This is a genomic window from Amphritea atlantica, from assembly GCF_900111095.1.
GTDB lineage: Bacteria > Pseudomonadota > Gammaproteobacteria > Pseudomonadales > Balneatricaceae > Amphritea > Amphritea atlantica.
Genome location: NZ_FOGB01000024.1, coordinates 1 through 25,527 on the forward strand (window position 1 = coordinate 1; position 25,527 = coordinate 25,527).

A 25,527-nucleotide genomic window follows, 5' to 3' on the forward strand; every position below is an offset into this window, starting at 1 on the left:
TGCATGGTTGTTCACTCCTCTGTTTAAAGGGCTATTGATTTCGCAACCAACAGCTTCCTATACAACCGAGTTGTGAACAACCTCTCTGAATTTCACATCTAACCACTAGCAAGCGCAGCGTCTAACCACTAGCGACTCTTCCCCTTGGCCCATAAAAAAATCGGAAGAATGCCTCCTTCCGATCTTGTCTCGTTCCCACGCTCCCGCGTGGGAATGCATAAGGAATATGCATAATGGGTAGAAGCCGCTACAAAATAACCGAACCTCAGCAACCACATTTCGTCACCCTGACGGTGTTGCACTGGATTCCGGTGTTCACACGCCCTGACACCGTCAATGTTCTGCTCGATGCCCTGCGCTTTTTAAGTAAAGATGGCCTCAAAGTTTATGCCTGGGTGATTTTAGAAAACCACTGTCACCTTATTCTTCAAAGCAATGCACTGGATCATGACATAGCACGACTCAAATCATGGACAGCGAAACAACTGATTCAATACCTTGCTGAGCGCAATGTCAGGCAAATTCTGGATCAACTGGCTTTTTATAAAAAAGCCCATAAAACTGACCGGGCTTATCAATTCTGGCAGGAAGGCGTGCATCCAGAACTGATTCAAAATGAAGAGATGATGCGGCAAAAGATCGAATATATTCACCAAAATCCGGTCAAGCGAGGTTATGTGGATGAAGCCGAGCATTGGCGATACTCCAGCGCAAAAGATTACGCCGGTGCTGCTGGATTATTAGAAATTTGTCGGGCATGGTAGCAAGATCTGCATTCCCACGCAGGAGCGTGGGAACGATTAATTAAAATGCACTAAAGGAAAATCGTGTGACCGAGATAATTTTATTTATTGGCATCGGGATATTGATTATTGGCGGGATAGGCCTTCTCATAGCCGCGTTCAGAACCAGCATACTCTGGGGTCTTGCTGTCTTGCTAATCGCCCCAGTTGCCGTAATTTACTTAGTCGTTCACTGGCAGGACGCAAAAGGTCCATTCAAACTACAAATAATTGGACTTCTCATTATAGTCGTTGTCGCTAATATGAATGACGGATCCTCATCCCACATTGTTACAAGCTCAAGCTTCTCCAGCGGAAGTATTTCAACATATAGAAATTCAAGTTTATCTTCACCTAAAACACTAGATCAACAATTCAGTTGTGACGGTCGGCAGCATTGTAGCCAAATGCGCTCAAGAGCCGAGGCCGAGTTCTTCATTCGGAACTGCCCTAATACTAAAATGGATGGAGATCACGATGGAATACCTTGTGAAAATGACTCACGATTTTAAGGCGCCTGCATAGTATGCTCTGACAATGTCTCGTTCCCACGCTCCTGCGTGGGAATGCATAAGGAGTATGCATAATGGGTAGAAGCCGCTATAAAATCACCGAACCTTAGCAACCCCACTTCGTCACCCTGACGGTATTGCACTGAATTCCGGTGTTCTTAAACCCAGCCACCTCCCAAATTCAGTATCTCCTTGTTTTTCAGCAAAGATGCCCTTGAGATTTTTTCGTAGGTGATTTTAAAAAAGTGTATTAAACCTGATAACTAGATCTGCATTCCCACGCGGGAGCGTGGGAACGAGTGATAAACCATCTTACAAGCTCGTTTTCACCCGGTTAAATAAAGAAGGCTTTTTCTAACCACTAGCAAGCGCAGCGTCTAACCACTAGCGACTCTTCCCCTTGGCCCATAAAAAAATCGGAAGAATGCCTCCTTCCGATCTTATTAGAATCCGACAACCGCGGGATTAAGCGCCGCCGGGCTCGCCGGTAAACTCAACCAGCAGATCTTCATCGGTGACGATGGTCTGACAGGCCAGACGGTAAGTCGGTGGCAGGTCTTTCACCTCTGCCCGCTCCTGTTCTGACTTTGGCAGTTTGCCGATTGATTTCAGCACGTTTTTCTCTTTATCGGTCAGCATCATCCCTTTCACACGAAAACCATCAAGGTGGGTCACTTTAACCAGGCAGGAACCACACTGACCATCTTCACACTCACGTGGAATTTTAACATTGTGTTCCTTAGCAAGACCCAGCAGCGTGTTTCGTTTACCGGCAACCGCTTCTACCTTCATATTTTTCGACATGATAGGTGATGAAAAATAGACATTGGCCATTAGATAGCCCCTCATATTCAAATTAATGGAAACTGGTTAACAGCAAGAAATGAACCATAGATTAGTCAATTGATTTTAAAGAATTAATTTTTATAAAATCTGAAATTGAGGGGTTTATGACAAGGTTTCTTGTAGCAGAAGTAACTTCAGCGCCAGGAGTTGCCTGACGCTGGATGTTGTAAAACTGACAAATCATCCATTGGATGCCGAGGAGTCAGCGTCGGCCTTACCCATATACTCATCAAAGTTGGCCACATACTCCTGCAGGTTGCCATCATAGAGCTGCCGGAACCGGTCGGTGAAATACTCAACCGCTTTAGACCGTTTTGCCTCCAGCTCCTCTGCACTGGTAACGCTACTGGCAGCAATGTAACCGTTGTAACGGGCGGCCGCATAGATAAAAGCCACACTGGCCTTATGCTCACCATATTTTTCGCCCATCTCGTTGGCGATTCCGATCAGTTTATTAGTCACATCCAGAAACTGCTCATCAAACAGGTTTTCATCATTCATACCATAGTACTCCTCAGTCGTTTTCCAGCTGCACCAGAAACTGGTTCTGCAGGTCAATAAACTGCTGCAGGGTGTAAGCTTTAACGGTTAATGCATGCAATGCGCCGCTTTTCAGTTGCGCTTGAAACAGGTTTAACACCCGCTTCTGTCGCTCTACCGGAGACACGCCGGCAAAAGATTCACTGATAACCCGCAGGGTCAGATCGCACTCTTCACCGCTGATATCCAGTTCAGCATCGGGAAACTCAGCCATGACAATCTGGCTGACCTGCTCTTTACTAATCATACCGGTTCCCCGACCTGATCAAGCATCTGCTTCAGGCTGCCATCCGCCGCCATGTCGCACACCACATCAGAACCGCCCACCAGTTCACCCTTGATGAACAGTTGTGGAAAGGTCGGCCAGTCCGACACTGATGGAAGCTTTTCGCGGATAAAGGGAGCTTCCAGCACATTGATGTAGCTGTAAGTGGCGCCTAATTCGCTAAGCGCATTGACCGCATTGCGGGAAAAACCGCACTTTGGTTCTTCAGGCGTTCCCTTCATATAGAGAAGAACCGGATTTTCCGCTAACTGTTTACGAATTTTCTCTTCAGTATTCATCGGTTTACCTTCCTGTTAATCTACTGTTCTGTGATTTCGAAGCATCTTCATAATTCTGATATTCGCGGCCAGATCCAGCGCCGTAAAATCGTCCAGCGTTTGCAGTGACGGGTCTGCTCCAGCGGCTAACAACAACTCAACAATCTCGGTTTTCCCTGCAGACGCGCTATAGATCAGTGCGGTCGCCCCATTGACGTTCTGGTTATCGATATCTGCACCGTTCTCAAGTAATAATTGCACCGCCTCTTTGCTGTTACTAAAGCAGGCAAACCAGAGCGCATTATTACTATCACTGTTTAACTCATTGACTGAGCTATGACCCAGCAGCAACTGTATTCTGACCAGATCACCATAGCGGGCCGCCTGCATCAACTCACTCTGTGCGCCCTGTACTAAATCACTCATTCCACCGTCCTTTCTAACACGCTCTTTCAACACGCTTACTGCAGCTGTTTCTTCCAGGCAGTAAATCCACCCTCCACGCTGTAACAATGCTTAAAACCAAAGTCAGCAAACATTCTCGCTTTCTCAATACTGGCGTGGCCCAGGTAGCAGTACACCATCACCGGACGCTCTTTAGGGGTCTTCATCAGCAGGTGCTCCTGATTGTGATCGCCCAGTAACATCGCCTTAGGATGATGACTGCTCTTATAGTCCCGCGGATCCCTTGAATCGAGCAGCAGCACATCCTGACTTTCAAGCATCGCTTCGGCATCCTGAATTGAAATCTGTTGAACCTGTGTCATACAAATCGCTCCCGCAGATGGTAATAACCGGATAATTGAGTGATCCGTTCATCGCGTAGCGGATCACCCACTGCAAAGCCATAAAGAGCCTGCAAACTGTGATTTTCAAGACCGATAAGCTCGTGAATGGCATCATCGAAAAAGCAACCGATGCCCGTACCACTATAGCCCTGTGCCGTTGAATGGAGATAGATCTGCTGCCCAAGTATGCCTGCCTCCTGATAGAGCTGCGGACAGTCACTGCCATGGCTGAGCACCATCGGTGGTTGTTCATACTCGGTAAGAAAAATCAGCGTAAAACAGCTGTTAGCCGCGATCGGCTGATTGCAACAGAGTTGTCCCGCCGCTTTGCGGGTATTGGCTGTTTTCATCCGCCAGGCTGTCGCAACTCCGGCAAGTTCAACCGTTTCCCAGGGTTGCCAGCGCTGCAGCTGATCCTGAAATAGTTGTGCGCCATGGCCAGAGCGGGGCAACAGATAGATGCCCGGTATTAGCCCAGCAACCGCATGGACAAAACAGAGCAGATGTATCTTCGGCTGATCGGGTAACAGGCGGCTGGCGCCCGGTTGCAAGGCTGCCATCATCTGCTGAAACAGTGACAACGGATAATGGCTCTCCGGGGCATAGGCCTGTCCGCTTCTGCGTGACAGTATCAACTTCCAGGGGTCCTGTGCTGCACCACTGAAATCGGCAGGCAGATCACCCTGCTGAGAGAACCGCAAGGCAGGGGTCACGGCGGTATCCAGCTGTTCCGCTGCCGCAAAGGGTAGTGGCCAGTACTGTAACGGGTCCGGGGCCAGCTTATTAGGCTGTCCGCTCCAGTCTGTCCCGGCGCTACTGATAATCTTCTCCAGAACTCCGCTGTCTGACGTTGTGGTTGTAACACAATGATTCAACTGACAGATCCATTGCGGATATTCGCGCTCCACAGCGATATATTCCGGCCGTGTCAGGCCGCACAACTGAGATAAACGTTGCCGCGGAACCGACAGATCATGCAGTTGCCAGCCAAGTAGTCCGGCAACAGCCTGACACTGGCCACGCTGATGTCCGGCATCCAGCCAGCAATAGCGCAGCGCACGCACACCATACTTCCAGGCCTCGCGCTGTAAGATACTGGTCTGAATCAGATAGACCGCTCCCTGAGCATATGTCGGCAACAGAGCACGCAGGCTAAGACGATGATGATAAACGTCATAATGATACAGACCTGCTTTGCAAAACGTGCTGGCAGGCAGCAGCAGATAGAGTTCACCCGGATGCAGATTACCACTGGAGGGAACGGTTCTCAGCGACCAGCGGTCTGTCCCCATGGTTTTCCATGCAGACAGACCGGCACTGTATCTGAGCAATAGCGACAGGTTTTCCAGTGACCAGGGCTGGGGCTCTGCAGACGCGACGAACAGCTCAGCACAGCTAACCGGAAGATCACCGTCCAGCAGCGGCAGATCGATAAAAAACGTATCATAGAAGCGCCTGAACGGGTCTGGCTGGTCATCCCAGTCCAGGGTTTGCGGCCCTTCCGCATAGCCCTGCAGATGATGCTTTGACTGCTGATGGTAACTCAGCAGATCTACGCTTTCCTGCCACCCGGGTGGCGTCGCTGTCAGCCTGCTCACCGCTCAGACCTCTGGCCCGAAACAGTCCGCATAGGTGGCGCACTCTTCACAGCTGGGTGCCCGACAGACATAGTGACCGCCGGTTTCACACAGTTGCTTATAGAGAAACCGTTTCCACTTCATATCCTTTGAATTTTTTGCTTTCAGCTCTGGATAAGCCACTGCCATCATCTCCGACAGCCAGTCCCGGTTGTCAAAGCCCAGATCGCGCCAGAGGTGATCCCCTCCCAGACAGCCAGTCGCGATAATCACAGACAGCACCGGATCAACCTCCGGATTGCGATACTGTTCAAGCAGCGCGGTTAGTTCCTGCTGCTCATCCTGCCGTAGACTCAGCAATTCATTGCGGGTTTCGCTCCGTTCAATCACCGCCGCCGGTACCCGGGTATGCAGGATCAGCCAGCGCTGAATTTCAGAAAAGCAGCGATAGATAAGTGCCTCAAAGACAGCCTCATCGAGCCCTAAATGGAGCGGCAGACAACCACGCCCCTCCCGGGCGGCCAGAATCAGGCGGATCAGATATCTATCTGCCTCTGCACTGCCAATAACGTCCAACAGCTCTGTATAGAGTTCCTCAGGCACCTGAGGCTGGGCTGCTTGCATTAACATATCCCACCTTTCTGTTTACATGAGCTAAATTTAAATTACAGGCACTATTTACACGAGCTGGCGTGCTGGCTGCGGGGACAGGTTTCGATATCCCCATCGGGCATTACGCTTAACCCGATCAACTGATCCAGCAGCTCTGCATCAAACCCCTGCAAACAGTGCCCATTGATCTCCATCAGCGGCCGCCGAATCAGCAACGGGTCTTGGCACATTGCTGCCAGTACGGAGTCTGGTTGACTCAGATCCAGTTCTATATCCCCTGATTTCAGACCCGGATGGGTTTTATTCAACCAGCTATCCTGACTCTCAGTGGATAAAAACCGTGTCAGACTGACCACGTCCCAGGGGTGCGTTAACAGATTCCGCTCATCAACCTGATGCCCGGCAGCCTGCAACAGTTTTTTCTGCCGGGTGTTATTAATACAGCCCGGCTTTTCATAAAAAATGACTGTTGCCATAACGTTAGCGGGCCTGAATCTCTTTCAGCGCATCATCCTTCAACTCGGGCTTGATGCCAGTCAGAGACCCTTTAGGGTTGATCGGATCACCAAAAGCGTTGAGGATGGCCCCCTCAATCGGGCAGATACTGGCACACTGCGGATCGGCATAATCACCTTCACACTCGGTGCAGTTTTTACTCTCAATCAGGAAATGCGGTTCTGCACTAACGATCGCGTCACTGGGGCAGACATCGAGACAGGCCCAGCAGTTAACGCAGCTTTCTACAATAGTTAAAGCCATCGTAACCTCCTCAGACTTCAGCTTTTTTCAGTTCAGATTCGGCATCCAGCTTACCCGCCGTAATCATCTCCTGATAAACCGACATCACCGCCTCTTCAATCGGCTCCATGGCATACTCACCGTTGGGAGCAATACCAGCATCTTCCAGCAAGCCCCATGGCTCATAACCGATCTTCGAACAGAGTACGGCTTCACAGCCGGACAGGGCCCGGATACTGCCCGCCAGCGCGCTCTCTTTTTCACCACAGGTATCGTTGCCGATACAGTATTGATCTACCTTACGGTGACCGATAAAGCGCACCCCGTTACCAGAGGCTTCATAGACAAGAAACTCAGTTGCATGACCAAAATGCTGGTTAATCACACCACCACCACTGGTCGCTACGGCCATCAGTACCGGGCGGAAACTCTTGTTCGCTGCAACAGGGCCCGATGGCACTTTAACCCCAGCCAGTCTTTCGCGCTTAAGCTGCTTCTCGGCCAGCTCCTCTTCGATTCCCTTGTGAACGATCGCCCGGGTTTTCATCGCCGCATCGTAATCGATATCCATCGTTTCAATCTTATCCAGGGTAAACTCTGAGCCCCGGTCTTCTCCCAACATCCCCACCGCATCTGCACGGCACTGACGACAATGACGCATCATATTCATATCACCGGAACAAGCATCCTGCAGGTCCTGCAGCTCTTCATCACTGGGGCCACGCTGTCCCATCACACCGTAGAAAGTACCGTGTTCCTCTTCAGCGATCAGCGGCATAACGTTATGCAGGAAAGCGCCCTTCTCTTTAACGATCTTACTCACCACTTTCAGGTGCTCATCGTTTACCCCGGGAATCAGTACTGAGTTCACCTTGACCAGAATCCCTTTGGCCACCAGCATCTCAAGACCTTTCTGCTGCTGTTGAATCAGAATTTTGGCAGCGGCTCTACCCCGCACCCGACGGTTGTTCCAGTAGATCCAGGGATAGATTTTTGCCCCCACTTCCGGATCGATACAGTTGATGGTGATGGTGACATGATCAATATTGTGTTTGGCCAGCTCTTCCACATGCATCGGCAGTGTCAGACCATTAGTAGACACACAGAGTTTGATATCCGGCGCTTCAGCACTCAGCCGGCGGAAGGTCTCAAAGGTGCGTTCAGGGTTGGCCAGCGGATCACCCGGACCGGCAATGCCCAGCACGGTCATCTGTGGAATATTGGCGGCTACCGCCTTGGTTTTCTTCACCGCCTGATCCGGCGTTAACAGTTCAGACACCACCCCCGGACGGGACTCATTAGCACAGTCATATTTTCTGTTACAGTAGTGACACTGAATGTTACAGGCGGGTGCCACCGCCACATGCATACGGGCAAAATAGTGATGGGCTTCCTCTGAATAACAGGGATGATTCTGAACCTTCTCACGGATTGAATCGGGAAGGTGACTCATTTGATCATTGCTGCTGCCACAGGCACTGGCGCTACAACCTTCGGCGGAGGCCGCAGCCTGATCAGCATTTAAGACGTTCAATTCCATCAGTGTTTCTCCTCTGCAGCCCTCAGGCTATAAATCAGATTCAGTTACTATGGAGAAACCTTTGCAAACCACGCGCCATTAACTATATCATTGAATTTAAAAGAGTTTAGTAAAAACCAAAGGAGAGTTGTTTGTCATAATCTGAACAGATCAGAGGGGATTGTCGGGTCTGCTACATTCGCTCAGCCGGGTTGAGGATACGACATCTGAGATTAGGCGATGTTACCCCCCTGACCTGTCAGACAGTGTCAGGGGGTGCCAAAGACAGGCCTGAAATTATTTTGCAGCCATATAGTTTCTCCAGCCACTGAAGTGACTGATATCTTCAGCATCAGCGATGGCATAACCTTCACAGATAAAGCTGGTTACCCAGTTGCCATCAGCAAGCTCCACCTTTCCCAGCCCCAACGGCTGTGGAATACCCGCCAGAAAGCTGCCCAAATGTTCACCCGGTATCTTCCAGACTTCCACCTCGATCGAGGTGCCTCCATCCTCAGTACGGATCAGGCCGGGCCGGAACGGAGGCCCTCCGGCCAGCGCGTAGAACTTATACTTTTCGGCAGTCTGGGTAACTCTGACCAGCTCAGCGCCCCTTTCCAGTAACTGAAAGTTCAACGGCAGGCCTTCCAGATGAGCACCACATACCGCTATCTCAATGTTACCTGTGTCCATCGATGCCTTTGCCACAGGCTCTCTGGCTGCCAATGCGGGCAACGGCGTTTTGGTTGCACCCAATGGCATCCCCATCAACTGTTGCCACTCGCCACCAAAACTTAACAGTTTCCGGTCGGACCATGCCGGGCCGACAAAGGTGATGCCAAAAGGCAGACCACTGTCCAGAATACCGGCGGGTACAGCGATACCTGCGTAATCCAGCAGGTTCATGAAGTTGGTATAGTGGCCGATGTTCGAGTTCAGACGAATCGGATCATTCAGCAGCTCCTCAATGGTATAGATGGTACCGGCTGTAGGAATGACCATCACATCCAGGTCTTCCATAATACGGTCACACTCAACCTTGTAGGCCTGCAACTGATAGATCGCTTTAAACGCATCGGCTGCTGTTTTTCCCTCTGCCCCTTTGAGTATGGTCTCGATAACCGGATGACAACGGCTGGAATCCTCTTCGAAAAATGTATCAATCGCCGCATAACGCTCAGCAACCCAGGGCCCCTCATAGAGCAGCAATGCCGCTTCAGCAAAGGGCTGAAAGTCGATCTCGATCAGTTCAACCTGCTGCGCCTTCAACATCTCCAGCGACGCCATGAACAGTTTCTTCGCGCTTTCATTACCAAAAAATGCCAGTTGATCCTCCCGTGGAACACCGATTCTGGCACCCTTGAGAACATTGTCAGGCTGATAGGCGGATGCCGAATTCTGAGGCAGATTCTCTCTGGCATAGCAATCCTCAGCATCATACTGACCCGCCGTCTCCAGTAGCAGGTTCAGATCATCAGTGGTATGCGCAAACAGAGTGATACAATCCAGTGTCCGGCAAGCGGGCACCAGGCCGCTACAACTCACCATCCCCTTACTGGCTTTCAAACCAAGAATATTATTAAACGCAGCCGGTACCCGGCCAGAACCCGCAGTATCCGTACCGAGAGAGAAACAGACCTGGCCTGAGGCAACCGTCACAGCACTGCCAGAACTGGAGCCACCGGAAATATACTCAGGGTTAAAGCTGTTTTTTACCGGCCCCCATGGGCTTCGCGTACCGACCAGACCGGTCGCAAACTGATCCAGATTGGTTTTTCCCAGAGGCACCGCCCCCGCCTCGATCAGTTTCTGAACCACAAAAGCGTTCTGATCAGGCTGGTAAGCAAACTCTTTACAGGCGGCGGTTGTGGGCAAACCAGCAACATCAATATTATCTTTCACAGCAAACGGCACACCGTAGAGAGGCAGGTCTGCGGGTGAGTGGCCCTCTAAATAGCTCAGATAATCAGCTAACTGATCATCGCTGATACACTCTATCCAGCAATTTGACTGGTCTGCCCGGGCCCGGGCCAGACGGCTGGATAACTCTTCAGCCGGAGACAACTCGCCACATTGATAGGCGGCCAGAAGCCCAGTTACAGTAACATTAGGCATCATTATTCAGATTCCTCCAGTGTTGAATTTTGACCATCATTGATAAGGGTGTTGATCACCATCAGACGCTGACCCGCATGAACCTGAGAGCCAGATGCCTGACATACAGAGGTGATCACGCCGGCTTCCGGCGCAGTGACCTCAAGCTCCATCTTCATCGCCTCAAGAACCATCACCACCTCACCGGCGGCAACTTTCTGTCCGGGTTCGACGATCACTTGCCAGATATTGCCGGCCACATGGCTCTCGATCGCAACTTCATGTTCCGCCAGCCGTTCATCACTGTCCTGAGCTTCCAGCATCGTATCCGCAGCGAAATTGGCATCCCCTGATTCCACCCAGCGCTGACGCTCCGCTTCAAACGCGGTTTGCTGACGAATTTTGGCTTGCTGAATCTCGGTCTGATGCTCATCCAGCAAATGCTGGTATTCACCCAGCGAGAATTCGGTTTCCTCGATACGCACCGGGTATTGCCCTCGCGGATGCTGTTGACGAATCTCCAGCAACTCTTCTGCACTCACTTCGTAAAAGCAGATCTGATCAAAGAAGCGCAGCAACCAGGGTTTCTCAAAAGCGTCAGTCTGACGATAACGGTTCCACATCTGCAACGTCCGACCGATAAACTGGTATCCCCCCGGCCCTTCCATACCATAGATACACATGTAGGCACCGCCGATACCGACCGCATTTTCCGGTGTCCATGTACGGGCAGGGTTATATTTTGTCGTCACCAGACGGTGGCGGGGATCCATCGGTGTAGCCACCGGCGCCCCCAGATAAACATCGCCCAGCCCCATCACCAGATAGCGGGCATCAAAGACAATTTTCTTGACCTCTTCGACAGACTCTAAACCGTTAATACGACGGATAAATTCGATGTTGTCCGGACACCAGGGCGCATTCTTACGTACCACTTCGTCATACTTTCTGATCGCCAGACGGGTCGCTTCGTCATCCCAGGAGAGCGGCAGATGAACCACCCGGGCGGGCACGGTGAGTGCATCGATATCACCCAGATCCGCTTCTGCGTGTTCTAACAGTTCAAGCAGCTGATCTAGCGGTAATCTGAGGTTGTCATAATGCACCTGAAGAGAACGGATGCCCGGCGTCAACTCTTTAACACCGGGAATGTCCATCGCCTGTAGTTTAAGCATCAGCGCATGAACCCGGAAACGCAGGCGAATATCCAGCAGCTGTGGCCCATACTCTACCAGCAGGAAGTCTTCACCACTGGGGCAGTAGACCACTTTCTCGCCATAGCGCTCAGCTGGCAGCTGCTTAATAACCGGTGTTGTCAGTTCGCTGCTCGCCAGCGGCGTTTCAGAGATTGAAAGCTGATCGATCTGCTCTAACAGCTGACGCTCCGCCAGGGTAGCATCGGCAATAGAGACCGGTTCAAAGGAGACCCGGTCGCCCGCTTTCAGCTGGCCCATTTTCCACAGATCCGCCTTGATAATGGTCGCAGGACAGACAAAGCCCCCCAGGCTCGGGCCATCCGGACCTAAAATAACCGGCATATCCCCGGTAAAATCGATAGTGCCGACAGCATAAGCATTATCATGAATATTAGAGGGGTGCAGACCCGCTTCGCCACCATCCTCCCGAGCCCACTCAGGCTTAGGACCGATTAAACGAACACCGGTACGGCTGGAATTAAAGTGCACCTGCCACTCAGCGGCAAAAAACTGCTTAATATCATCGTCGGTAAAGAAATCAGGTGCACCATGAGGGCCATAAATAACCCGGATATTCCACTTTTCGACCAGCTGTGGCGGTTGCCTGATCGTCTCGCCCGCACAGGCGGTCAACGCAAAGTCGGTATCCAGATGCAGCACATCCCCCGGACGCAGCGCCCGACCACCATGACCACCAAACTGCCCCAGGGTAAAGGTAGAGCGACTTCCCAGATACTCAGGACACTGAATACCACCGGCAACAGAGAGATAGCTCCGGGCACCCGGCCCGGTTATTTTGCCCAGCTTCAGGGTCTGACCAGCGTTAACCCCGACGACTGACCACATCGCCACGGGCTCACCATCCAGGGTCGCCTCCAGCGCCGCACCGCTAAGCACGATCTGGCTGGCCTGATTAAACCGCAGTGTCGGACCACTGATGATCATCTCTAATCCGGCGGCATCGGCAGGGTTATGCAGCAGCTGATTAGCCAGACGGAAGCTCACGGAGTCCATCGGGCCTGAGGGCGGCACACCGATATCCCAGAACCCTTCACGACCAGGATAATCCTGAATCGTCGTCTGAGTGCCAGCACTGATAACATCAAAAGTAGAGGGCCGATAGACAAAATCATTCAATGAGCGGGTCAGTACCTCAGCGTTTTGCACCACATCACTGTGCAGCAGTTGTTGCAGATAACTGAGGTTATGCTCAATCCCATACACAGAGGACTCGGCTAACGCCTGTGAAAGACCGGCCAGAGCAGCGTCCCGTGTCTCCCCGTAGAAGATCACTTTAGCCAGCATAGGATCAAAGAAAGGCGATACCTCAACACCGGCTTCAATCCAGTGCTCAACTCTCAAACCTTCCATCTCTGGCCATTCAACAGCCGTCAGTAAACCGGCACAGGGCTGAAACTCCTTATTAGCATCTTCGGCATAAACCCGCACCTGAATCGCATGCCCCGCAGGCACGAGCGTTGTTTCAAGTTCAGTCAGCGACAGTTCACCCGCCCCCTGTCTGACCATCCACTCCACCAGATCAACACCGAAGACCTCCTCGGTAACACCATGTTCAACTTGAAGACGGGTATTGACCTCAAGAAAATAGAACTGCTCATCGGTCTGATCCAGAACAAACTCAACCGTACCGGCATTGCGGTAATTCACCTGCTCTGCCAGACGGATCGCGGTGCGTTGCAGCGCCGCACGGGTCTCATCACTGAGATTAGGTGCCGGGGTTTCCTCAATTACTTTCTGGTTACGACGCTGAGCGGAACAGTCCCGCTCCCCCAGTGCAACCACCTTGCCCGCACCATCACCAAAGATCTGCACCTCAATATGACGGGCCTGCTCGATAAACTTCTCAAGAAAGATGCCGCTGTTGCTGAAATTATTTTCACTGAGACGACGGACGGAATCATAAGCTTCTGTGAGTTCAGCTTCCGTGTTGCAGCGCTGCATACCGATACCGCCGCCACCGGCTGTACTCTTCAGCATCAGCGGATAGCCTATCCGGGTAGCTTCGGAGAGGGTTTCTTCCAGGCTTTGTAGCAAGCCGGTACCCGGTAACAGCGGCACCTGCCCCTGCTCTGCCAGCTCACGGGCTGAATGTTTCAGACCAAAATCGTTCATCTGCTGCGGAGTCGGCCCTAAAAAGACTACCCCCTGCGCTTCACAACGCCCGACAAAACCGGGGTTCTCACTCAGAAAGCCATAGCCGGGATGAATCGCTTCAGCACCTGACGCTTTGGCTATGGCTAAAATTTTATCCTGATCAAGATAGGTTTGAGTGGCTGCCCCTTCCCCAAGGGAGTAGGCTTCATCCGCCTGCAGAACATGCAGGCTGTCAGTGTCCGCTTCGCTGTACACAGCAACACTGGTCACGCCCATTTTTCGTAGTGTGCGAATGATACGGCAGGCAATAGCACCACGATTGGCAATAAGAACTTTAGCAAACATCTGTTAATCACCTGAATTCCGGGCCGTCCCGGTGATTCTCAGGGCTTGATTGGGGTCGTCCCCAGCCCTTTTATACTGCGCAGATAACATCTGCGTTGTGACACTAATCCCAGATAAGGACTTCAACCGGCGTCGGGTTATAGGCATTACAGGGGTTATTCAGCTGCGGGCAGTTGGAGATCAGTACAATCACATCCATCGCCGCTTTCAGCTCGACATACTTACCCGGTGCGCTGATCCCATCTTCAAAGGTCAGTCCGCCGTCACTGGTGACAGGCACGTTCATAAAGAAGTTGATGTTGTGGGTAATATCCCGTTTGCTCATGCCAAACTCTTCATTCTCTGCAACCGCTAATAACCAGCTGTCACGGCAGGCATGCATACATTTCTTCTCTAAGGCATAGCGCACAGTATTACTTTCGGTGGCACAGGCCCCTCCTAGAGTGTCATGGCGACCACAGGTGTCAGCAACGATCTCCAGCAGCAGATTGCCTTCGTTGGATAGCAACCGGCTGCCCGCTGTCAGGTAGACATTGCCCTGCTCACGGATCGTATCAATGGCGCTGTAGCGCTCAGCAGGATCGGCGGCGTTATAAAACAGCGTATCAGCCGCCTGATTGCCTTCGAGATCAAGAATCCGGACCGTTTGTCCCGCCTTGACGACTTTCATGTAGTAATCACCCGCGTCGACAATATCCCGCTGGCATGCCTGATCGGCGAGTAATGAACTTTCCTGAATCATACCAATCTCCTTAATGTCCACAGCAGCTGGACACGGCCAGATAGCGCTGATTGTTTTCAAATCCCCGGCCATTTTCTGAACAATGGGTCAGGCAGCTGTCATCCGCGGTCAGCGGTTCTGATTTGAACAGCTGAAGCGCTACCGGCTTATGTGGATATTCAGCCGCAGGATTCATTGGATGTGGACAGGTGGTCATCACCACCAGCGTGTCGATCTCAAAACGCAGCGCAATTGAATCACCCGCTTTGCTGTGATCCTGCGCAAAGTTCATATTCCCCTGGTCATCGGTATAAACCTTACTGAAAAGGTTGAGGTTGGCTGCCAGATCCCGTTTACCCAAACCATACTTGGCCACTTCGACTAACAGACTGTCATAGCCATTTTGCAGCCAGTTGTTACGGTCCTTCTGATAATCCCGGTGGCCCCATTTATCGGCAACCTTCTGTTTATTCGCCACGCCACCGACGGTATCGATCCACTGAGTATCATCCCGGACGATGGAACAGAAGATACGCCCCATATCTGAGTAGAGACAGTTTCCCTCGGTCAACCTGAAAGTATGCTGACACTTCAGGGTATCGGGCGCGTTATAGCGCTCCAGCAGGTTTTGTGGGTTATAAAACAGCAAACTGACATTGGCCCCGCCTTCGGGATCAGTAAACTGCAGGGTATTACCTGCCGGTATCATCATCGACCAATGGCTGGCACCGGGTATTAAATCGTTAAATATTGGCTGATTCATAAATTCTCCTTACGCAACGTCCAGTTCAGTCGCTTTTAATCGTTCCAGCTCTTCCTCACCGGATTTCCCGGTGCTGAGTGGAATATCAAAGGTGATGTGAGCGCCGAAACGCTCCGGGGCATGGCTGTCCTGCCGGGTTTTATCGAACACCCATAACCGGCTGCCCAGTAGAAAACCTTCGCTAAGATCATGGGTGATCATAAAGACAGTCAGCTTCTGTTCCTGCCACAGCTGGCCAATCAGTTGGTGCATATCTTTACGGATACCGGGATCGAGTGCGCCAAACGGCTCATCCAACAACAGAATCCGGGGCTTTTTAATCAGTGCCTGCGCAATCGCCAGACGCTGCTGCATCCCCCCGGATAGTTCACTGGGATACTTATTAGCTGCTTGACTCAGGCCCACCTGTTCGAGAATAGCCATCGCGTTTTCTCTGGCATCCTCTTTAGCCCGGCCAATCAGACGGCCCATCGCCACACTGCTCATTGACGTCTTGCTGAACTCCTCCCCCAGCATCACATTCTCCAATGCGGTCATATGAGGAAAGACTGAGTACTTCTGGAAGACGATACCCCGCTCAGTGCTGGGTTCAGGATCCAGCGGCGCTTCATCCAGCAGGATACTGCCCCGGCTGGGCTGCTCAGTGCCCAGCATCAGATTAAGAAAGGTGGTTTTACCACAACCGGAAGCGCCGACGATGCTGACAAACTCGCCCTCATAGACGTCCAGATTGATCCGTTCCAGCACGACGTTATCGCCATATTCCTTCCAGAGATTTTTAATCTGAATAATAGGTTTTTCAGACTTAGTCATGACCGCCTCCTTGTGTTCCGTGATACCAGGGGAATAACAAAATTGAGACACGCTTGAGGGACCAGTCCATGGCAAACGCAAGTGTCGTGATCCACAGGACATAAGGCAGAATCACATCCATCGCCATATAGCGTCGAACCAGGAAGATGCGGTAGCCCAGACCATCGGTTGCCGCGATCGCTTCCGCCGCAATCAGGAATAACCAGGCACTACCCAGGGTCAGGCGTACAGCTTCAATCAGACGGGGCATAATTTGTGGTAACACCACCCTGACGATAATCTGCCAGCTGCTGCCCCCGAGGGTCTGAGCTTTAATCAGCTGTTCAGGAGGAAGATCGTCGGTGCGCAGCTGGATATCACGAATAATGATCGGACAAATTCCGATAACGATCAGCACCACTTTGGATAACTCACCCAAACCAAAAATAATGAACAGAATCGGCAGTATTGCCATCGGTGGAATCAGTGAGATCGCCGTCACTAACGGTGACAACGGAGAGCGCATATAGGGCACCATGCCATTACCAACACCGATAACCAGTCCGATAAAAGCACTTAATCCAACCCCCATCATCAGACGTTGCAGGCTGGAGAGCGTATCATTCAGCAGCAGATATTCGCCGGTACGTTTACTGGGCTCAAAGCCCATACGTACAACGGCATCGGCAAAGCTCTGAAAAGAGGGCAGAAGTTTATCAGCTGAGTTTTCCGCCAACCGGGCATCTGAAGCGACTATATAGACCAGCAACAGAATAACGAAAGGCAGGAAACCCAGCGCCAGCCGGCCATATCGGCTGGGCTGACGGTTAATAATACGAGTCATAGATACTCCGTTTAATCTGAATGAAACAGCAGATGTGCAAGGGAAGTTGCGCACAACTCCCCTGTTGTCTCAGGATTAAAGAGCACCTTCCGCAGCCATCTCCATATAGGCAGGATTAAAGCGCAGTTTTACGTTTGAGGTATTACCGTAGACACCTGAAGGGGTCTCGATACCGATAAAGGTTGCATCCGGTGCACCCTCACCCAGCAGACCATGGTCGAAAGAGAACTCGGATACTTTCTGCATAGTGGCCATCAGATCAGCACTGTGGGTAAATGCAACGGCTTCAGCCGCGGTATAAAACATTTTGGTAGACGCCAGCTGAGCGTCATAACCGGCCAGATCAGTACCCGATGCTTCCGCCATAAAGGTTTTAGCTTCAGTGGCAGCGGCATCTGTACCCGACATAGTTGCCATAATTTCATACCAGGCGCCGGTCAGGGCTTTGCCCAGCTTGGGGTTAGCCTCCAGCGTTTCTGTATTAACCACCAACAGGTCGATGATTTCACCGGGAATCATTGAGGAGTCAAATACCTCGCTGGTATTTGGCTGTGCAGTAATCTCACTTAGCAGAGGGTTCCAGGTTGTCACCGCCGTCACCGTATCAGAACTGAACGCAGCAACCAGATCGGCATCAGAGGTATTAACCACCTTAACATCCTTCTCTGACATGCCTACCGATTCCAGCCCCCGGGCCAACAGGTAATGAGAGACACTCAGCTCAACCAGATTAACCTGCTGTCCTGCGATATCTTTAAGCGTTTTGTCCCCTTTCAGCACGACACCGTCATTGCCGTTAGAGAAGTCACCAACAATCAGTGCTGTTGAATCCACGCCGCTCGCCGCGGGAATCGTCAACGCATCCATATTAGTCATGACGGTGGCATCAAACTGTCCGGCGGTGTACTGATTAATTGACTCGACATAGTCATTCACCTGAACAATGTCGATATTAATGCCATATTTATCAGCCCATTTATCAACGATGCCTGAAGCTGCAGCGTAGTCCCATGGCATCCAGCCAACGTAGATTGTCCAAGCGAGTTTAAAATCTGTTTTTTCTGCAGCGAACGCTGCGGGCGAGGTGGTAATCAGGAGGGCGATCATTGAAACAGTTAGTGTTAACGTGCGCATGATCGAGCGGATAGAATGCATCATAACTTCACCTTTACTATTAGTTCACGAAATAAAGCACAAGAGACATAACCAGTTACTGGTATCTGTTCTCCCGGGCTTTTGTCCCTCCGTGTAACCTCAGGTGAGGTCGGCGGCTCTCGGACCAGTCGCTACGTATTAATAGCCGGAACCCTAGCTGCCTGTTTTCTCAATTGTGTTTGGCGATATTAAATCACCGGTAACGTCCCTCGTGCGTTTATTAATTGAAAGCACTATTTAAGCCAATTAACTAAAGCACTTAACAAACAATCACTTAATAACATTCTTCAGAGTTTCTAATAAAAAAAGGCATCACAAAAATGCACCACTAATAAGCAATAGCTTTATACAACGCGCTAAAGATGAGCACTTCAGAGACATTAATCAGGTGAATTGATCGTTAAAAGAGCTTCTATTCAAAACATAAGACGAACCGTTTTTGTTGAATCATCCTAATCGTTTTCAGAGTCCAGGAATACCAATCGGACCTGGCAGGTCAGGGATCGGGGAACAGGCCGTTAACAAAGAGATCACTGTAAGTAGTAACAGATATTTCAGACGGTACATAAATAAGAACCTTAAAGAGTCTAAAAACAAGCTGCGTTGATTAAATCACGCCATTGTCCGGTATTGTAAAATCAGGGCGATAATATCGTGATCACTACAAACCGCTTCCATTGCATCGTTGAGGGTGCGTCGCTGAGGAAGCGAGATATTAAACTTATTGCGCAAAACTTCGCTGACCTGTTCATCGGAATCAGGGTCAAACGCCTTACCGGCAAAATTACATATTCGTTGTAGAGTAAACGCTCGGGTCGCCATGAATACAATATCCAATCGTGTGGGTGGAATGAATCTATCGGGTAAAAATACTCGCGTTACACCAGCAGACTACAGCCAGAGAGGAAAGGCCATAGAATGATGAATTCAACGGGTGTTTATATTAGCAGACTATAAAAGATGACAGCGCTCTGAAGTTCGAGCGCGGTTTAGTTTATCGGCTGACGATATTACTTGTTCTGGGGCTTGCCTAATACAATATGACGCGGGCCGCCATTATTCTCCCGGCCGGAAACGCCTTTCTCTATCTGCTGGATCTCACCACCGGCCTTAAGGAAGGCAGCCGTCTGTTCTGCGATTGAATCGTGTGTCTGACTTGCTGCTGCTTTTTTAGATTTAACTGCCATAAAAAGAACTCCGTTTGAGTGGTGGCGGAGCATTATATCATTTTTCATGGCTTTCCGGTGGGATATTTCCCCCCCACCAAGGCCCACGCTAAAAAATGAATTTTGGCAGGGCTTAGCGTTTATTATCTGATGAAGTTAACAGCGCATCAAAATCAACCAGCGGTAAACTTTCAAAACCAGGTCTGGCAAGCAGGTACCCCTGCATCAGTTCAACACCCGCGTCACGTAACCAGATAAATTCTTCGATGGTTTCAATCCCCTCAGCCAGTGGAGTGATCCCCAGATCGCGGAACATATTAAGGCAATTAATCACAATCGACTGACGCACATTATCCTTATGAATATTCCGAATCAGGGCCATATCCAGTTTAATAATATCGGTCTGAAAGTCGGCCAACAGGTTCAGACCGGAATGGCCGGAACCGAAATCATCAGTGGCGGTCTTGAAGCCCAGCGATTGATAATACTCAACGATGCGCTTGATATGGTTACTATCTTCGATCTTTTCCACCTCGGTGAACTCGAACATAATTTTCTCAGTAGGGAAATTATATGTCCGGGCAGCCTCAAGGGTCGTGCGTATACAGAGCTCGGGCCGGTAGATAGCATTAGGCAGAAAATTGATACTCAGCATCGACCTGATGTCGAGCTCAGCGGCCAGGGCGATCGCCTTCACCCGACACAACTGATCAAAAGTGTACCGATTTTCATCATTGACCTGTGAAATAACCGAATAAGCAGACTCATTATTCAGGCCACGCACCAGAGCTTCATAGCCAAAAATAGTCTGCTGCGAACAGTTCACTATCGGCTGAAACGCCATGGTAAAATCGAATTCGAGGCCCACGTCATCAGCACAGTTGCTGCAGACCAACTTCTTACACTCTGTTGGGATATCATCCATAGCGATTCCCCCTCTTCATCATACCCAGCACTTATCGTGTCTCTGTCATGATCTGATTAAATGCCTGCATCAGAGCACTGTCATCAGAGCACGTACATAACAATTGTCAGAGTATATGAATTAATCCGATAGGGAAACCGAATACCCTCTACTCACAGCTTAACACCCGTCAGTAACACTAACAGTATGTGTAGATCCGGGGGACTGCGTTATAACTTCCTCACTTCAATGTTCATAGTCTGAATCCGATATGCGATCTGACGCGGTGTCATATTCAACAGCCGGGCGGCTTTCGCCTGCACCCAGCCGGCCTGCTCCAGGGCAGCGATCACCTGACGGCGTTCGTCCATGTCCGAATCTTCTGTTAACCCGGACAACTCAGAATTACCACCCTCTTCCGGTTGATGATGAGGAGACGGTGAGGGAATGTTTGGCACCGCCTGCGACGCTATCGGGGTAAAGTTCCCCCCCATCAGCTCAGCACTGTTGAAGGAGAAATCCTGCTCTTCAATAACCCCCTCCTCAGCCATAATCGAGGCGCGCTCAAGGGTATTTTCCAACTCCCTCACGTTCCCCGGCCAGGCGTGGGTCATCAGTTTTCGTACCGCATTTTTGCTGATATCCAGTGGTCGCCCCTGCGACTTACCGATCTTCGTCAGCAAGAAATTAACCAGTTCAGGAATATCTTCTATCCGCTCCCGTAAAGGAGGCAGGTTGATCGGCATAATATTCAACCGGTAGTAGAGATCCTCACGGAAGTTACCATCGCGCACCTCCTGTTCGAGATTCCGGTTGGTAGCGGCGACAATTCTCACCTGCACCGAGATAGTTTTATTGCCCCCGACCCGTTCAAACTCTCCCTCCTGTAAGACACGCAACAGCTTGGCCTGAAACATCGGTGATATTTCACCAATTTCATCGAGAAACAGTGTCCCCTTATCCGCCTGTTCAAACCGCCCCTGACGGGTGCGGGTGGCACCGGTAAATGCACCTTTCTCATGGCCAAACAGTTCTGACTCCAGCAGGTTCTCAGGCAGTGCGGCGCAGTTCAGACGGATGAAACTGTTGTGTGCCCGTGGCGAGTTATAGTGTATCGCACTGGCCACCAGCTCTTTACCGGTGCCCGATTCGCCCCGCAACAGCACAGTGGTATCCCATTTCGACACCCGCCGGATCTGCTCAAACATCTGCACCATGGTCGGCGTGTGTCCCACCATCAGATTTTCAAAACCAAACTTGCCTCTGACCCGTCGTCGTAGTTCATCACGTTCATCGGTCAGCTGTTGCTGCTGATTTTCTACCTCGCCCAGCAATCTCAGCAACTGAGCCAGCAGGTTGGCGATCATATTGAGAAAACGGCACTCTTCAGCCAGAAACCGTTCCGGGTCAGAGGTTGGCTGAGCCGCCAGCACTCCCACCACATTGCCCCGCTGATCTTTGACCGGCACACCGATAAAGGGCAGGCTCAGCTCAAACAGTTCCAGCCGGTCGAGAAACCGCTGTTCATTGGCCAGATTAGGCAGCACTAAAGAGTTTTGTGATTTTAAGATTGAGCCAACCAGCCCCTCTCCCTGTTGATAACGGGCCGCCTCTTTGGCCCGCTGCACCACATCAGAGTCGCTGTGCACCGCACTGATATAGAGGTTTTCCATCTCATAATCTTTGAGTGCGATCAGACCATTTTTCATCTCCGCTTCGTTGTGCAGAATATTCAGTACTTCATCTAAACTGGGGTTCAGGTCTAAAGAACGGGTTAACGTCCAGCATATTTTATCCAGCACATACAGCTGGCGCTCAAACAATTCTGTTCTGGTCGTGGCACTATTCAACATTATCTCTCCCCATCAGCCTTCCTGCACATCAATAGGCAGATGCACGAGAATCCGGCAGCCATCCCTGTATTTCGGATCAATTGAAACCGTTCCACAATGTTCCGTTACCACCTCCTGCGCCAGGGTAAGCCCCATGCCGCGCCCGGAGCTGGGTGTGCTGTTACTTTTGGTACTGAAAAAAGGCTCAAACACTTTTGTGATCATGGCGTCCTGAATACCCGGACCAGTATCTGCCACACTGACCACAATCTCCTCTCTTTCCACCCGGGTAGAGATTTCAATCTCACGTCGCACGGGATGCTCCAGCTCAATCACATCGATGGCATTGTCCACCAGTTGCTTAAACATACTGTGAAGACGACTCTCCCGGCCTTTAATAGCCGGAACATAGACGGAGGGCAGCCAGACCACCTGAATGCCGTTACGCAATAACCGGGGCGTAGAGAACTCAAGTACATTGCGAAGCACCTCGTTGATATTGATCGAGCCAAATGAGCGCGGCTTCCTCTGGGGTACAACGCCCTCAAGCATACTGCAGGTGTCCTGGCCTATCTGGATCGCCTCTTTCAGTACCTCGACGATCTTCTCTGCAGAGAGTTCAGCACCCGCAGCACTCTGCTCCAGCATCCGCACCGCGGCCGACATCAGATTCAGCGGCTGCTGAAATTTAAACATGGCACCTGAGAGCGCTTCGCGCAGGTGATACACCGACTCCTCTTCCGCGATCAGCAGTTGCATCGCATTCATATGCTCCAGCCGTTCACGGTGACGCATCTCGGTAATATCCTTGATCACCAGCATCTGATAGCTCTGCACCGGGTTAGAAAAAAAGCCATCGGCGCTTTCGTCCCCAATCCCGACAATACTGTAATCACAGGAGAAGATTCGATGTTGCTTACCCTTACCCACTTCGAGGGTGACCTCATGGCCGGCAATCGTCTGTCCCGGCTTGAGCTTTTGCTGGTTAAAGTCAGCCCCGAGATCCTCTTTTAGTTTTGACAGAAACAGTGCACCCGGTTCGATAGGCGCAATATCGGTCGCCAGGGTTTTATAGGCGATATTATCCAGCACCACCCGGTTTTCCTGATCCATCAGCACAATCGAGGTGTGGGCCGCGTCCAGCACCTTTTCGATCATCTCTTTCTGGTTCTGCACCCGTTGCTGCAACATGTGCAGTTCGGTGACATCCCGGTGCATCCCCAGATAGTTGATGGTTTTATTGTTCTCATCCAGTACTGGCGCCACCATAAGTTCAGCCAGATAGCGCTTACCGTCCCGGCGACGATTCACCAGAACACCTTCCCAGGGCTTCTGCTGTGTTAACCGTCCCCATAGGGATTCATAAACAATTCGAGGGGTATTATGGTTAGACAGAATTGATTCATTCTTGCCCAGCACATCCTCTTTTGAGTACTCAGTTTCACGACTGAAGGTCTGGTTACTGTAGATGATATTAGCGCTGAGATCGGTGATCGAAATCGCGATAGGGGCGTGTTCGACAGCCTGAAAAAACACGCTTCCCGGCAGCCCGGAAAAGATCGCCTGTTCTTCCGTATTATCAACGTTGTCATTTGCATGAAGGTTGTCGCTGATTTGTTTGGTCATAACCGCTCCTCTGATTCGCACTGCTAAAACTGATTTTGCAATTATTAAGCCATTCCCACTGTTTGCCGTTATAGCGCGGTTTACGACCAGGACTACCAAAATAACCTTATAAAAAATGCACCATTACGGTTCAGATAATCGCTAAATTGTAGGAAATACGACAAACAAGCCGAGCGACAAAAGCGATGTAACGTTTTTGACAATGTTGCTAAACATACAGAAACAAAAGAACACAACCCCTTATATTTCAGCACCTTATCAATGGCATAGTTAATGCAGACAGCTTATCAGCATAAATCTGTTGAGGTTGCATAGATGGAATTAATCACGCTGATGGTCGGCACCGTGCTGGTCAATAACGTCGTTCTGGTGAAGTTTCTGGGTCTCTGTCCGCTGATGGGCGTATCCAATAAATTCAGTACCGCGACTGGTATGGGGGTGGCGACAACCTTCGTTCTGACCCTTTCATGTATGTCCGGCTGGTTAATTGAACACTATGTTCTCGAACCGTTGAACCTGCAGTATCTGAGAATCATCTGCTTCATTCTGGTGGTCGCCGCCGTGGTGCAGTTTACCGAGATGATGATTAAGAAAAGCAGCCCGCTACTACACCGGACCCTGGGCATTTTCCTGCCCCTGATAACCACCAACTGTGCCGTGCTGGGTGTGGCGCTCATCAATATCAGCGAGGGGTTCTCCTTTATCGAGAGTATGACCTATGGCATTGGCGCCTCAATCGGTTTTTCTCTGGTTCTGATTATCTTTGCCGGGCTGAGAGAGCGCCTGGCGCTGTCAGAAGTGCCGAAGACCTTTGCCGGCACACCGGTGGCGCTGGTTACCGCAGGTATTCTTTCAATGATTTTTATGGGGTTCGGCGGGCTCGTCTAGATTGACCGTTGCGCTATTCAGCGTTTGAAAAGCTGAGATTTTAAACCTGGGCTTATTAAACCTGATCTTATTAACATAGCTTAGAAGGGTAAATATTATGTTTCTGACTATCGCTGTACTGACCTCTCTGGGATTAATACTGGGATTTATTCTGGGTTATGCGGACAAGGTCTTTGCTGTTGAAGAAGATCCGCTCATCAAAGATGTCGAATCGATGTTACCGGGCACCCATTGTGGCCAGTGTGGTTTTACCGGCTGCGGCAGTGCAGCTGAAGCGATGGTGAATGGCCAGGCGGATGTCACCTGCTGCCCTCCTGGTGGCCAGGTGCTGGCGAAAAGTCTGGCGGAAAAGCTTGGGGTAACAGCCGACCTGAGCAACCTGACGTCAGTACCATTGACCGCATCGGTAGAAGAATCTCTCTGCACCGGTTGCTGTCGTTGTTTCAGAGTTTGTCCAACTGACGCCATCGTCGGTGCCAATAAACAGCTCCACTATGTGTTTAAAGAAGCCTGCACCGGTTGTGGTAAATGTGTCACCGCCTGCCCGGAGAACTGTATCGCCCTGCATCAGGAAGAACAGACTCTGGACAACTGGCACTGGCCTAAACCTGCTGTGGTATAAGACGATG

Annotated in this window: 27 protein-coding genes and 1 riboswitch; of the genes, 4 read left to right on the forward strand and 23 right to left on the reverse strand. The window is 50.8% G+C overall.

Going from position 1 to position 25,527, the window contains the following annotated elements; genetic code table 11:
* The first annotated feature begins 233 nt into the window (after window positions 1-233).
* Window positions 234-764 carry an REP-associated tyrosine transposase gene (locus BMY09_RS21420; protein ID WP_091362185.1) on the forward strand — a complete coding sequence of 177 codons (531 nt, stop codon included), beginning with the start codon at window positions 234-236 and terminating at the stop codon, window positions 762-764.
* Window positions 765-1,045: 281 nt separating this feature from the next.
* Window positions 1,046-1,294 carry an excalibur calcium-binding domain-containing protein gene (locus BMY09_RS22475; RefSeq protein ID WP_261833011.1) on the forward strand — a complete coding sequence of 83 codons (249 nt, stop codon included), beginning with the start codon at window positions 1,046-1,048 and terminating at the stop codon, window positions 1,292-1,294.
* A gap of 465 nt (window positions 1,295-1,759) precedes the next feature.
* Here the strand turns inward: BMY09_RS22475 and BMY09_RS21435 are convergent, their stop codons facing one another.
* The 23 genes from BMY09_RS21435 to nifL all read right to left on the reverse strand — a co-directional run bounded on the left by BMY09_RS21435 (window position 1,760) and on the right by nifL (window position 24,010).
* Complete coding sequence (locus BMY09_RS21435) at window positions 1,760-2,128, reverse strand: 2Fe-2S iron-sulfur cluster binding domain-containing protein (RefSeq protein WP_091362186.1); 369 nt, start codon at window positions 2,126-2,128, stop codon at window positions 1,760-1,762.
* A gap of 192 nt (window positions 2,129-2,320) precedes the next feature.
* Window positions 2,321-2,641, reverse strand: coding sequence for a DUF3144 domain-containing protein (locus BMY09_RS21440; RefSeq protein WP_091362187.1), 321 nt, complete (start codon window positions 2,639-2,641; stop codon window positions 2,321-2,323).
* Between the two features lie 13 nt (window positions 2,642-2,654).
* Entirely contained in the window at window positions 2,655-2,927 is a 273-nt protein-coding gene (locus BMY09_RS21445; RefSeq protein ID WP_091362188.1) for a BolA/IbaG family iron-sulfur metabolism protein, read from the reverse strand.
* Window positions 2,924-3,244, reverse strand: a complete 321-nt coding sequence (gene grxD / locus BMY09_RS21450) for a Grx4 family monothiol glutaredoxin (protein WP_091362189.1) — start codon at window positions 3,242-3,244, stop codon at window positions 2,924-2,926. Before grxD ends, BMY09_RS21445 begins: the two co-directional genes overlap by 4 nt.
* 15 nt (window positions 3,245-3,259) lie before the next feature.
* A complete protein-coding gene (locus BMY09_RS21455; protein ID WP_091362190.1) occupies window positions 3,260-3,649 on the reverse strand; it encodes an ankyrin repeat domain-containing protein in 390 nt (129 codons plus the stop codon).
* Window positions 3,650-3,684: 35 nt separating this feature from the next.
* Entirely contained in the window at window positions 3,685-3,990 is a 306-nt protein-coding gene (locus BMY09_RS21460) for a rhodanese-like domain-containing protein (protein ID WP_091362191.1), read from the reverse strand.
* Window positions 3,987-5,609 carry a nitroreductase family protein gene (locus BMY09_RS21465; protein WP_091362192.1) on the reverse strand — a complete coding sequence of 541 codons (1,623 nt, stop codon included), beginning with the start codon at window positions 5,607-5,609 and terminating at the stop codon, window positions 3,987-3,989. The genes BMY09_RS21460 and BMY09_RS21465 overlap by 4 nt, the downstream gene beginning before the upstream one ends.
* A gap of 3 nt (window positions 5,610-5,612) precedes the next feature.
* A complete protein-coding gene (locus BMY09_RS21470; RefSeq protein ID WP_217647485.1) occupies window positions 5,613-6,218 on the reverse strand; it encodes a nitrogen fixation protein NifQ in 606 nt (201 codons plus the stop codon).
* A gap of 44 nt (window positions 6,219-6,262) precedes the next feature.
* Window positions 6,263-6,676: a thioredoxin domain-containing protein gene (locus BMY09_RS21475; protein WP_091362193.1), complete on the reverse strand. Its 414-nt coding sequence runs from the start codon at window positions 6,674-6,676 to the stop codon at window positions 6,263-6,265.
* A 4-nt stretch (window positions 6,677-6,680) separates the two neighbouring features.
* Window positions 6,681-6,959, reverse strand: a complete 279-nt coding sequence (locus tag BMY09_RS21480) for a 4Fe-4S binding protein (protein WP_091362194.1) — start codon at window positions 6,957-6,959, stop codon at window positions 6,681-6,683.
* 10 nt (window positions 6,960-6,969) lie between these two features.
* A complete protein-coding gene (nifB, locus tag BMY09_RS21485; protein WP_091362195.1) occupies window positions 6,970-8,478 on the reverse strand; it encodes a nitrogenase cofactor biosynthesis protein NifB in 1,509 nt (502 codons plus the stop codon).
* A gap of 276 nt (window positions 8,479-8,754) precedes the next feature.
* The gene (atzF, locus tag BMY09_RS21490) at window positions 8,755-10,575 is read right to left on the reverse strand and encodes an allophanate hydrolase (protein WP_245756651.1); all 1,821 of its coding nucleotides are present in this window, start codon (window positions 10,573-10,575) and stop codon (window positions 8,755-8,757) included.
* The gene (uca, locus tag BMY09_RS21495) at window positions 10,575-14,207 is read right to left on the reverse strand and encodes an urea carboxylase (RefSeq protein WP_091362196.1); all 3,633 of its coding nucleotides are present in this window, start codon (window positions 14,205-14,207) and stop codon (window positions 10,575-10,577) included. The genes atzF and uca overlap by 1 nt, the downstream gene beginning before the upstream one ends.
* Window positions 14,208-14,310: 103 nt before the next feature.
* Window positions 14,311-14,949, reverse strand: a complete 639-nt coding sequence (locus BMY09_RS21500) for an urea amidolyase associated protein UAAP2 (protein ID WP_091362197.1) — start codon at window positions 14,947-14,949, stop codon at window positions 14,311-14,313.
* Between the two features lie 10 nt (window positions 14,950-14,959).
* A complete protein-coding gene (locus BMY09_RS21505) occupies window positions 14,960-15,691 on the reverse strand; it encodes an urea amidolyase associated protein UAAP1 (RefSeq protein WP_091362198.1) in 732 nt (243 codons plus the stop codon).
* 9 nt (window positions 15,692-15,700) lie between these two features.
* Complete coding sequence (locus BMY09_RS21510) at window positions 15,701-16,504, reverse strand: ABC transporter ATP-binding protein (RefSeq protein ID WP_091362199.1); 804 nt, start codon at window positions 16,502-16,504, stop codon at window positions 15,701-15,703.
* Window positions 16,497-17,327: an ABC transporter permease gene (locus BMY09_RS21515; protein WP_091362200.1), complete on the reverse strand. Its 831-nt coding sequence runs from the start codon at window positions 17,325-17,327 to the stop codon at window positions 16,497-16,499. The genes BMY09_RS21510 and BMY09_RS21515 overlap by 8 nt, the downstream gene beginning before the upstream one ends.
* Before the next feature lie 75 nt (window positions 17,328-17,402).
* Complete coding sequence (locus tag BMY09_RS21520; protein WP_376787857.1) at window positions 17,403-18,485, reverse strand: putative urea ABC transporter substrate-binding protein; 1,083 nt, start codon at window positions 18,483-18,485, stop codon at window positions 17,403-17,405.
* A gap of 65 nt (window positions 18,486-18,550) precedes the next feature.
* A riboswitch (guanidine-I (ykkC/yxkD leader) is annotated at window positions 18,551-18,650 on the reverse strand.
* A gap of 444 nt (window positions 18,651-19,094) precedes the next feature.
* Window positions 19,095-19,304: a hypothetical protein gene (locus tag BMY09_RS21525; RefSeq protein ID WP_091362201.1), complete on the reverse strand. Its 210-nt coding sequence runs from the start codon at window positions 19,302-19,304 to the stop codon at window positions 19,095-19,097.
* A 188-nt stretch (window positions 19,305-19,492) separates the two neighbouring features.
* A complete protein-coding gene (locus BMY09_RS22260; RefSeq protein ID WP_091362223.1) occupies window positions 19,493-19,669 on the reverse strand; it encodes a hypothetical protein in 177 nt (58 codons plus the stop codon).
* 112 nt (window positions 19,670-19,781) lie between these two features.
* Complete coding sequence (locus BMY09_RS21535) at window positions 19,782-20,573, reverse strand: EAL domain-containing protein (protein WP_091362202.1); 792 nt, start codon at window positions 20,571-20,573, stop codon at window positions 19,782-19,784.
* Between the two features lie 209 nt (window positions 20,574-20,782).
* Complete coding sequence (gene nifA, locus BMY09_RS21540; protein ID WP_091362203.1) at window positions 20,783-22,405, reverse strand: nif-specific transcriptional activator NifA; 1,623 nt, start codon at window positions 22,403-22,405, stop codon at window positions 20,783-20,785.
* Between the two features lie 12 nt (window positions 22,406-22,417).
* Window positions 22,418-24,010: a nitrogen fixation negative regulator NifL gene (gene nifL, locus BMY09_RS21545; protein ID WP_091362204.1), complete on the reverse strand. Its 1,593-nt coding sequence runs from the start codon at window positions 24,008-24,010 to the stop codon at window positions 22,418-22,420.
* A 315-nt stretch (window positions 24,011-24,325) separates the two neighbouring features.
* Here nifL and rsxA point away from each other — a divergent pair, with 315 nt between their 5' ends.
* Window positions 24,326-24,898, forward strand: coding sequence for an electron transport complex subunit RsxA (gene rsxA, locus BMY09_RS21550; protein ID WP_091362205.1), 573 nt, complete (start codon window positions 24,326-24,328; stop codon window positions 24,896-24,898).
* A 97-nt stretch (window positions 24,899-24,995) separates the two neighbouring features.
* The gene (locus tag BMY09_RS21555; RefSeq protein WP_091362206.1) at window positions 24,996-25,520 is read left to right on the forward strand and encodes an RnfABCDGE type electron transport complex subunit B; all 525 of its coding nucleotides are present in this window, start codon (window positions 24,996-24,998) and stop codon (window positions 25,518-25,520) included.
* Window positions 25,521-25,527: the final 7 nt, after the last annotated feature.

Excerpts from the sequence above, each read along its gene's own strand:
- nifB (WP_091362195.1), bottom strand. The coding sequence starts at position 8,478 with ATGGAATTGAACGTCTTAAATGCTGATCAGGCTGCGGCCTCCGCCGAA.
- BMY09_RS21555 (WP_091362206.1), top strand. The coding sequence starts at position 24,996 with ATGTTTCTGACTATCGCTGTACTGACCTCTCTGGGATTAATACTGGGA.
- BMY09_RS21445 (WP_091362188.1), bottom strand. The coding sequence starts at position 2,927 with ATGATTAGTAAAGAGCAGGTCAGCCAGATTGTCATGGCTGAGTTTCCC.
- BMY09_RS21535 (WP_091362202.1), bottom strand. The coding sequence starts at position 20,573 with ATGGATGATATCCCAACAGAGTGTAAGAAGTTGGTCTGCAGCAACTGT.
- BMY09_RS21515 (WP_091362200.1), bottom strand. The coding sequence starts at position 17,327 with ATGACTCGTATTATTAACCGTCAGCCCAGCCGATATGGCCGGCTGGCG.
- grxD (WP_091362189.1), bottom strand. The coding sequence starts at position 3,244 with ATGAATACTGAAGAGAAAATTCGTAAACAGTTAGCGGAAAATCCGGTT.
- BMY09_RS22260 (WP_091362223.1), bottom strand. The coding sequence starts at position 19,669 with ATGGCAGTTAAATCTAAAAAAGCAGCAGCAAGTCAGACACACGATTCA.
- BMY09_RS21460 (WP_091362191.1), bottom strand. The coding sequence starts at position 3,990 with ATGACACAGGTTCAACAGATTTCAATTCAGGATGCCGAAGCGATGCTT.
- nifA (WP_091362203.1), bottom strand. The coding sequence starts at position 22,405 with ATGTTGAATAGTGCCACGACCAGAACAGAATTGTTTGAGCGCCAGCTG.
- BMY09_RS21420 (WP_091362185.1), top strand. The coding sequence starts at position 234 with ATGGGTAGAAGCCGCTACAAAATAACCGAACCTCAGCAACCACATTTC.
- BMY09_RS21500 (WP_091362197.1), bottom strand. The coding sequence starts at position 14,949 with ATGATTCAGGAAAGTTCATTACTCGCCGATCAGGCATGCCAGCGGGAT.
- BMY09_RS21470 (WP_217647485.1), bottom strand. The coding sequence starts at position 6,218 with ATGTTAATGCAAGCAGCCCAGCCTCAGGTGCCTGAGGAACTCTATACA.
- rsxA (WP_091362205.1), top strand. The coding sequence starts at position 24,326 with ATGGAATTAATCACGCTGATGGTCGGCACCGTGCTGGTCAATAACGTC.
- BMY09_RS21480 (WP_091362194.1), bottom strand. The coding sequence starts at position 6,959 with ATGGCTTTAACTATTGTAGAAAGCTGCGTTAACTGCTGGGCCTGTCTC.
- BMY09_RS21435 (WP_091362186.1), bottom strand. The coding sequence starts at position 2,128 with ATGGCCAATGTCTATTTTTCATCACCTATCATGTCGAAAAATATGAAG.
- BMY09_RS21440 (WP_091362187.1), bottom strand. The coding sequence starts at position 2,641 with ATGAATGATGAAAACCTGTTTGATGAGCAGTTTCTGGATGTGACTAAT.
- BMY09_RS21455 (WP_091362190.1), bottom strand. The coding sequence starts at position 3,649 with ATGAGTGATTTAGTACAGGGCGCACAGAGTGAGTTGATGCAGGCGGCC.
- BMY09_RS21505 (WP_091362198.1), bottom strand. The coding sequence starts at position 15,691 with ATGAATCAGCCAATATTTAACGATTTAATACCCGGTGCCAGCCATTGG.
- uca (WP_091362196.1), bottom strand. The coding sequence starts at position 14,207 with ATGTTTGCTAAAGTTCTTATTGCCAATCGTGGTGCTATTGCCTGCCGT.
- BMY09_RS21475 (WP_091362193.1), bottom strand. The coding sequence starts at position 6,676 with ATGGCAACAGTCATTTTTTATGAAAAGCCGGGCTGTATTAATAACACC.
- atzF (WP_245756651.1), bottom strand. The coding sequence starts at position 10,575 with ATGATGCCTAATGTTACTGTAACTGGGCTTCTGGCCGCCTATCAATGT.
- nifL (WP_091362204.1), bottom strand. The coding sequence starts at position 24,010 with ATGACCAAACAAATCAGCGACAACCTTCATGCAAATGACAACGTTGAT.
- BMY09_RS22475 (WP_261833011.1), top strand. The coding sequence starts at position 1,046 with ATGAATGACGGATCCTCATCCCACATTGTTACAAGCTCAAGCTTCTCC.
- BMY09_RS21525 (WP_091362201.1), bottom strand. The coding sequence starts at position 19,304 with ATGGCGACCCGAGCGTTTACTCTACAACGAATATGTAATTTTGCCGGT.
- BMY09_RS21520 (WP_376787857.1), bottom strand. The coding sequence starts at position 18,485 with ATGATGCATTCTATCCGCTCGATCATGCGCACGTTAACACTAACTGTT.
- BMY09_RS21510 (WP_091362199.1), bottom strand. The coding sequence starts at position 16,504 with ATGACTAAGTCTGAAAAACCTATTATTCAGATTAAAAATCTCTGGAAG.